3 protein-coding genes are annotated in these 6,783 nt (G+C 74.0%); 2 read left to right on the top strand and 1 reads right to left on the bottom strand.

What is annotated here, in order from left to right; genetic code table 11:
* The first annotated feature begins 121 nt into the window (after positions 1–121).
* A complete protein-coding gene (locus SSOG_RS20475; RefSeq protein WP_281048201.1) occupies positions 122–3,913 on the top strand; it encodes a BTAD domain-containing putative transcriptional regulator in 3,792 nt (1,263 codons plus the stop codon).
* Positions 3,914–4,111: 198 nt separating this feature from the next.
* Here the strand turns inward: SSOG_RS20475 and SSOG_RS20470 are convergent, their stop codons facing one another.
* The gene (locus SSOG_RS20470; protein WP_009716156.1) at positions 4,112–4,909 is read right to left on the bottom strand and encodes a TetR/AcrR family transcriptional regulator; all 798 of its coding nucleotides are present in this window, start codon (positions 4,907–4,909) and stop codon (positions 4,112–4,114) included.
* A 306-nt stretch (positions 4,910–5,215) separates the two neighbouring features.
* Between SSOG_RS20470 and SSOG_RS20465 the strand changes: the two genes are divergently transcribed.
* Positions 5,216–6,586 carry an NAD(P)/FAD-dependent oxidoreductase gene (locus SSOG_RS20465; protein WP_039938182.1) on the top strand — a complete coding sequence of 457 codons (1,371 nt, stop codon included), beginning with the start codon at positions 5,216–5,218 and terminating at the stop codon, positions 6,584–6,586.
* Positions 6,587–6,783 lie beyond the last annotated feature (197 nt).

Genomic DNA, 6,783 nt, shown 5'->3' with positions numbered 1-6,783 from the left:
GCCCGCCGCGCTCCAGGCGCTGGTGGGCCGGTTGCGGCGGGCGATCGGGCGGGAGTCCGTGGTATCATAACCCGGCGGCTACCGGCTCGCGACCGCCGCGCCCCGGGACGACGTCGACCCGCTGCGCGGCGAGCGGCTGGCCGACGACGGCATGCGCGCCCTCGACGCCGGTGACCCGCACACCGCCGCCACCACGCTCCGGCGGGCGCTCGCGATGTGGCGCGGACCGGCGCTCGCCGATCTGCCGGAGCGGGACGCGGCCGCCGCCCGCGCCGAGGCGCTGCGGCTGGCGGCGCTGCACCGCCGGATCGACGCCGACCTCGCCTGCGACCGCCCGGCGGACGTCGTTCCGGAGCTGCGCGAGCTGGTCGCTGACCATCCGCTCGACGAAACGTTCCATGCGCAGCTGATCCGCGCGCTGCGGGCCGCCGGGCACTCGGCCGACGCCCTCGCCGCGTACGAGGAGGTCCGCGAACTCCTCGCCGACCGGCTCGGCACCGACCCGGGGACGGAACTGCGGGAGCTGCACCGGCAACTGCTGGCGGGCGAGCCGCCGCCTACGGGTGCCATGCCACCGCCGGGGCCACCGACCGCCGGGCGCGCCGCGGACGGCGACCGTTACCGCCGCCCGGACGGTGACCGTGACAGCCGCCCGGACGGCGAGGGGTACCGCTACGCGGACCGTGACCGTGATCTGGATCGTGACCGAGACCGAGAGCGCGCCGCGGGCGGTGACCGTGACAGCCGCCCGGACGGCGAGGGGTACCGCTACGCGGACCGTGACCGTGACCGTGATCGGGACCGAGAGCGCGCCGCAGGTGGTGACCGTGACAGCCGCCCGGACGGCGAGGGGTACGGCTACGCGGACCGTGACCGTGATCGGGACCGCGCCGCGGACGGCGACCATTACCGCAGCCCGGACCGCGACCGCGACCGCGATCGAGAGCGCGCCGCAGGTGGTGACCGTGACAGCCGCCCGGACGGCGAGGGGTACAGCTACGCGGACCGTGACCGCGATCGTGACCGCGCCCCGCACCGCGACCGGCACCGCCGCCCGGACCGCGACGGCGACTCGGGACGGGACCGCTACCGCGCCGCGGATCGCACCCGGGACCGCGCCCCGGGCCGGGAGCCGCGCCCCGCCGCGCACCCCGCGCCGCCCGGCAACCTCCGGGCCCGCCTCACCAGCTTCGTCGGCCGCCAGAGCGACATCGGCGCCCTCCGCAGGGACCTGGACGGCTCCCGGCTGGTCACGCTCACCGGACCGGGCGGTTCCGGGAAGACCCGGCTGTCCGAGGAGACCGCCGCGACCGCGACGGGCGCCTACCCGGACGGCGTCTGGGTGGTCGAGCTCGCCTCGCTGGACGACTCCTCCGCCGTGCCCGGCGCCGTCCTGAGCGCCGTCGGCCGCCGCGAGACGACGCTGCTCGCCTCCGGGCTCGAAGGCCGGACGGGCGGGGCGGACCCCGTCGACCCGGCCACCCGTCTGGTCGAGTACTGCGCCGACCGCCGTCTGCTGCTCCTGCTCGACAACTGCGAGCACGTCATCGACACCGTGGCCCGGCTCACCGAGGCGCTGCTGGCGCGCTGCCCTGGCGTGACCGTGCTGGCCACCAGCCGGGAGCCGCTGGGCGTGCCCGGCGAGACCGTACGGCCCGTCGAACCGCTGCCGCCCGCCCCTGCCCATCAGCTGTTCGCCGAGCGCGCCGCGACCGTACGGCCCGGCTTCGACCCGGCCGGGGACCCGGACACGGCGGCGGCGGTCGCGGAGATCTGCCGCCGCCTCGACGGACTGCCGCTGGCGATCGAGCTGGCTGCGGCCCGGCTGCGGCTGCTGACCCCGCGGCAGATCGCCGACCGCCTCGACGACCGGTTCCACCTGCTGACCAACGGCAGCAGGACCGCCCTGCCGCGCCAGCAGACCCTGCGGGCGGTGGTCGACTGGTCCTGGGACCTGCTGGACGAGCGGGAACGCACCGTACTGCGCCGGGTGTCGGTCTTCGCGGGCGGCTGGGGCCTGGCCGCGGCGGAGGCGGTCTGCGCGGACGCGCCGGGGCGTGAGGACATACGCGCCGGGGCAAGCGCCCCCGCGCACGCTCCCGCACACTCCGGCGCCCCCATCGCGCCCCCGGAGGTGCTCGATCTGCTCGGGGCGCTGGCCGACAAGTCCCTGCTGGCCGTGGACCACCCGCCGGGCGCCCGGACCTCGGTGGAATCGACCGCGGTGGAATCGGCCGAGGGGGCGGATGAGACCGCGGGCGGAGCGGCGGGCTGGCCGATGGGCGAGGCCCGCTACCGCATGCTGGAGACGATCCACGAGTACGTCAGCGAGCGCGCCGCCGAGGACGCCGCCGCCCGGGCCGACCACGCCGCCGCCTCGGCCCGGCACATCGCCCACTTCCGGGACTTCGCGCGTGCCGCCGAGCCGCGGCTGCGCTCCGCCGAACAGCTGCCCTGGCTGCGCCGCGTCGAGACCGACCTCGACAACATCCGGGCCGCCCTGCACCGCTCCCTGACCGCCCGCGACGAGGACACCGCGTTCGCGATCATCCTCGCGATGGGCTGGTTCTGGTGGCTGCGCAACTACCGCGACGAGGGCGCCGCCTGGGCCGACCGGGCCCTGTCCCTCGGCCGCGGCCCGCACAGCGAAGGGGACGGCGAAGGGGGCGACGGCCCGGCGGTGGACGTCCCGCCACCCGTCCCGGACGGCATCGACGGCGACGACCCCGCCGCCACCCGCTACTGGCACGCCATGGACCTGAGGCTGCTGCGGTTCTTCATGCTCGCCGACACCGGTCACAGCCCGGACGTGAAGGACCCCAGGACACGGCTGATCGCCCAGCGCATCCGGGAGGCCTACGACAGCCATCCGGGCCCGCGCAGCGCCCGCTTCCCCGGTCTGCTGTGGCCGTTCGCCGGGTACATCCTCGACGGTCACGCCGCGGTGCTCCCCCTGATGGGCGAGGCGGTGGTCAACTGCCGCGAGTACGGGGACGACTGGTCGCACGGCGTCGCGCTGATGTTCCGTATGCACCTCTCCATCGACTCGTCGAGCGGGATGGGGCGCGCCGAAGCCGACTACGCCGAGCTGCGCGAGCTGAGCACTCGCGTCGGCGACCGCTGGATGCTCGCCCAGGTGGAGAGCGCCGGGGGCGAGATGGCCACGCTGCGCGGCCGGCTCACCGAGGCGCGGGCCGCCTTCGAGGAGGCGCGGCGGCTGGCCCGGGAGATCGGCGCGCACACCGAGGTGCCGTTCCTCATCACCCGGCTGGCCGACCTCGCCCTCAACTCCGGTGACATCGAGGGCGCGGTGAAGCTGCTGGACCAGTCCGAGCAGGAGGCCGAGCGCTGGGGCGTCCTGGACGTCCAAGGCTTCAACGCTTCGCTGCGCGGCCACATCGAGCTGCTGCGCGGCGATCCGGCCGGGGCGCGGGCGTGCTGCGAGGACGCCCGGCGGCGGGCGGTGAAAGCGACCCCGCCCCCGCTGTTCTGGGTCGTGCTCCAGGGCTTGGAGGGCCGGGTCAGAGCCGAGGAGGGCGATCCGTGGGGCGGCCTGCGCATGCTGCGCGACACCCTGCGCAAGGGCGTCGAGGTGGGCTGTACGGAGGCGCTGCTCGCCCAGCAGGCGGAGTCGGCCGCGTACATCCTGGTGCGGCACGGACAGGAACGGCTGGCCGTCCGGCTGCTGGGTGCGGCCGAAGGCTGGCGCGGGCGGCTGCCGCGCACCCCGCTGGCGCTCGCGGAGACCCGGGAGACCGAGGCGCGGGCGGCAGCGGAGCTGGGCCCCGCTACGACCGGGAAACTGCGCGACCAGGCCGCGGCCCTGACCGCCGAGGAGGCCATAGCCCTGTTCGACGAGGTCCTGACCCCATCCGACGCCGACGCCGACGCCGACGCCGAGGCCGCCCGCTGACGCGAGCGCCCCGGACTTTCCGGAACGGCGGCGCATACGTTCACCCGCACGGGGAAAACGCGCATCACGAACCCGAAACGCAGGAGCGAACCCCGGACCGCGTCCCCCAAGAGAAGGCCGTTCGCCGGGCAGCACGCACCCGGCGAACGGATCGATCAGGAGCCGATCAGAAAACGCTCCGCAGGTGGCTCCCCCCGGTCACCCCACCGGCCGCGACCGCAGCCCGTCCAGCAGGATGTCCAGCAGCCGGGCCGACGCCGCGGCCTGCTGCGCCGCGTCCGGCAGCGACGGCGCCGCCGTGGCGATCACCAGCAGCACATCGGCGACCGTCACATCCGGGCGCAGCTCGCCCGCGGCCCGCGCCCGCTCCACCAGTTGCCCGACGACCTGGAGCAGCGCTGCCGCCCCCGCGTCGTCCGGCTCGTCCTGCGCCACGCCCGGCTCTTCGACCAGCCGCAGCTCCGGCTGTGCGGCACCGGCCGACGGCATCACATCGCCGGACGGCAGCACACCGCCCGACGGCACCACACCGGCCGGCTGGGCCGGGCCGGCTAACGCCACCTGCCGCTGCTGCGGAACCCGGATCTCCGGCTCCGCGTCGACCCCGACCCGCAGCACCTGCGGCGGCAGCAGCCGGCCCGCGCCGGACGCCACCGAGGTGCGCAGGAACCGGGCCAGCGCGGACCACGGCTCGTTCTCCTGCCCGAGCGCGGCCCGGGCCTGATCGGTCAGCCTCGCCGTCTCCTCCTCCGCTATGCGGCGGACGAGGACGTCCTTGCTGGGGAACCGCCGGTAGACGGTGCCCACCCCGACCCGCGCCCGCCGTGCGACGTCCTCCATCGGAGCCCCGTACCCCAGCTCACCGAAGACCTCGCGCGCCGCCCGCAGGACGTGTTCCAGATTGCGCTGCGCGTCCACGCGCAGCGGAGTGCTCCGACCACCGTTTCCGTCCGAGGACGCGACGGCTGCGGACCATGACGAACCCTGAAGGTGCATAAGTGATCCCCCGGTAATGACGTCTCCCCCCGGAGACTCCCCGCCCTGTCAGCCGGGGCAGTCACAACCCCGACGAAGTACGAACATAGTTGAGCCCAGGTCAAGAATGAAGAGGGTAGGTCGGGACAGACCGTCCCCCAACCGGACCACCGGGCCACCTTACCCCGCCTCCCAGACCGTCCCGGCCCCCGTGACCATGGCCTGACCTGCGCATATTCCCCACTGGGCACCATGGCCCGGCCCCGGGGCACCTCCGGACCTCCGGTCACACAATTGGTCGGGGCTGTGGACAAACCGCGGTCGCGCATGCCTCATGGGAGGGTGAAGGAACCAGCGCGCATTCTCGTTGTCGGCGGCGGCTACGTCGGGATGTACACCGCGCTGCGCCTCCAGCGGAAGCTCAAGCGGGAGCTGAGGCACGGCGCCGTACAGGTCATCGTGGTGGACCCCGAGCCGTATATGACCTACCAGCCGTTCCTGCCGGAGGCCGCGGCCGGGTCGATCTCGCCCCGCCACGTCGTGGTGCCGCTGCGGCGCGTACTCGGCGACTGCCAGGTCATCATCGGCGAGGTGACCGCGATCCAGCACGGCAAACGCACCGCGACCATCAGAACCCTCGCCACCGAGGAAGAGGGCACCGGCTCGATCGAGGTCCACTACGACGAGCTGGTGCTGGCGCCCGGATCCGTCTCCCGCACCCTCCCGGTCCCCGGCCTCGCCGAGACCGGCATCGGCTTCAAGACCGTCGAAGAGGCCATCGGGCTGCGCAACCACGTCCTCGAACAGCTCGACATCGCGTCCTCCACCCGCGACCCCGACGTCCGCGACTCCGCGCTGACCTTCGTGTTCGTCGGCGGCGGGTACGCGGGCGTCGAGGCGCTCGGCGAACTGGAGGACATGGCCCGGTACGCGGTCCGCTACTACCACAACATCGCGCCCGAGGACCTGAAGTGGATCCTCGTGGAGGCCACCAACCGGATCCTCCCCGAGGTCGGCGAGGAGATGGGCAGGTACGCGGTCAGTGAGCTGCGCAGCCGCAACATCGACGTACGGCTGGAAACCCGCCTCGACTCCTGCCAGGACCGGATCGCCGTACTGAGTGACGGCTCGCGCTTCCCCACCCGCACCCTCGTGTGGACCGCGGGCGTCAAACCGTCGCCCATCCTCGCCGCCACCGACCTCCCGCTGAACGACCGCGGCCGCCTCGCCTGCACCGCGGCGCTCCAGGTGGACGGCGTGGAGCACGCCTGGGCCGCCGGGGACGCCGCGTCCGTGCCGGACCGTACGGCGGCCGAGCCCGGCGCCGTATGCGCCCCCAACGCGCAGCACGCCGTCCGCCAGGCCAAGGTCCTCGCCGAGAACCTGCTCGCCTCGCTCGACGGCCGCCCCCTCAGCGACTACGAGCACAAGTACGTCGGCTCCGTGGCCTCCCTCGGCCTCCACCGGGGCGTCGCGCATCTCTACGGCCGCAAGGCGAAGGGCTATCCGGCCTGGTTCATGCACCGCGTCTACCACCTCAGCCGGGTGCCGACCTTCAACCGCAAGGCCCGGGTGCTGGCCGAATGGATCCTGTCCGGGCTGTTCAAGCGCGAGATCGTCTCGCTCGGATCGCTGGAGAACCCGCGCGCGGAGTTCAAGCTCGCCGCGGATACCGGACGCCATCCCGAAGCCAGTTGACCCCGCCGGGGCGGAGCCGGGAACTCCCCTCCCACGAACGGCGTCTCACGGATGTCAGTCCGGTCGTCCACACTGGACGTGTGACCATGGGTGGGCTCGTATCTGCAAAGAGTGACAATCGCGAGGATTCGGAAGTTTGCTGCATTCCCCCGGGGGCCGTCCCCCGCACCCGCAACCCTCTCCCCGATCCCGCGCCG

The organism is Streptomyces himastatinicus ATCC 53653, assembly GCF_000158915.1.
In the GTDB taxonomy this organism is placed as follows: domain Bacteria; phylum Actinomycetota; class Actinomycetes; order Streptomycetales; family Streptomycetaceae; genus Streptomyces; species Streptomyces himastatinicus.
Note: the sequence above shows the minus strand (reverse complement) of the source record. Positions and strands in the feature narration are given on the sequence as shown.

Coding starts and splice junctions, on each gene's coding strand:
- SSOG_RS20470 (WP_009716156.1), bottom strand. CDS start 4,909: ATGCACCTTCAGGGTTCGTCATGGTCCGCAGCCGTCGCGTCCTCGGAC.
- SSOG_RS20465 (WP_039938182.1), top strand. CDS start 5,216: ATGCCTCATGGGAGGGTGAAGGAACCAGCGCGCATTCTCGTTGTCGGC.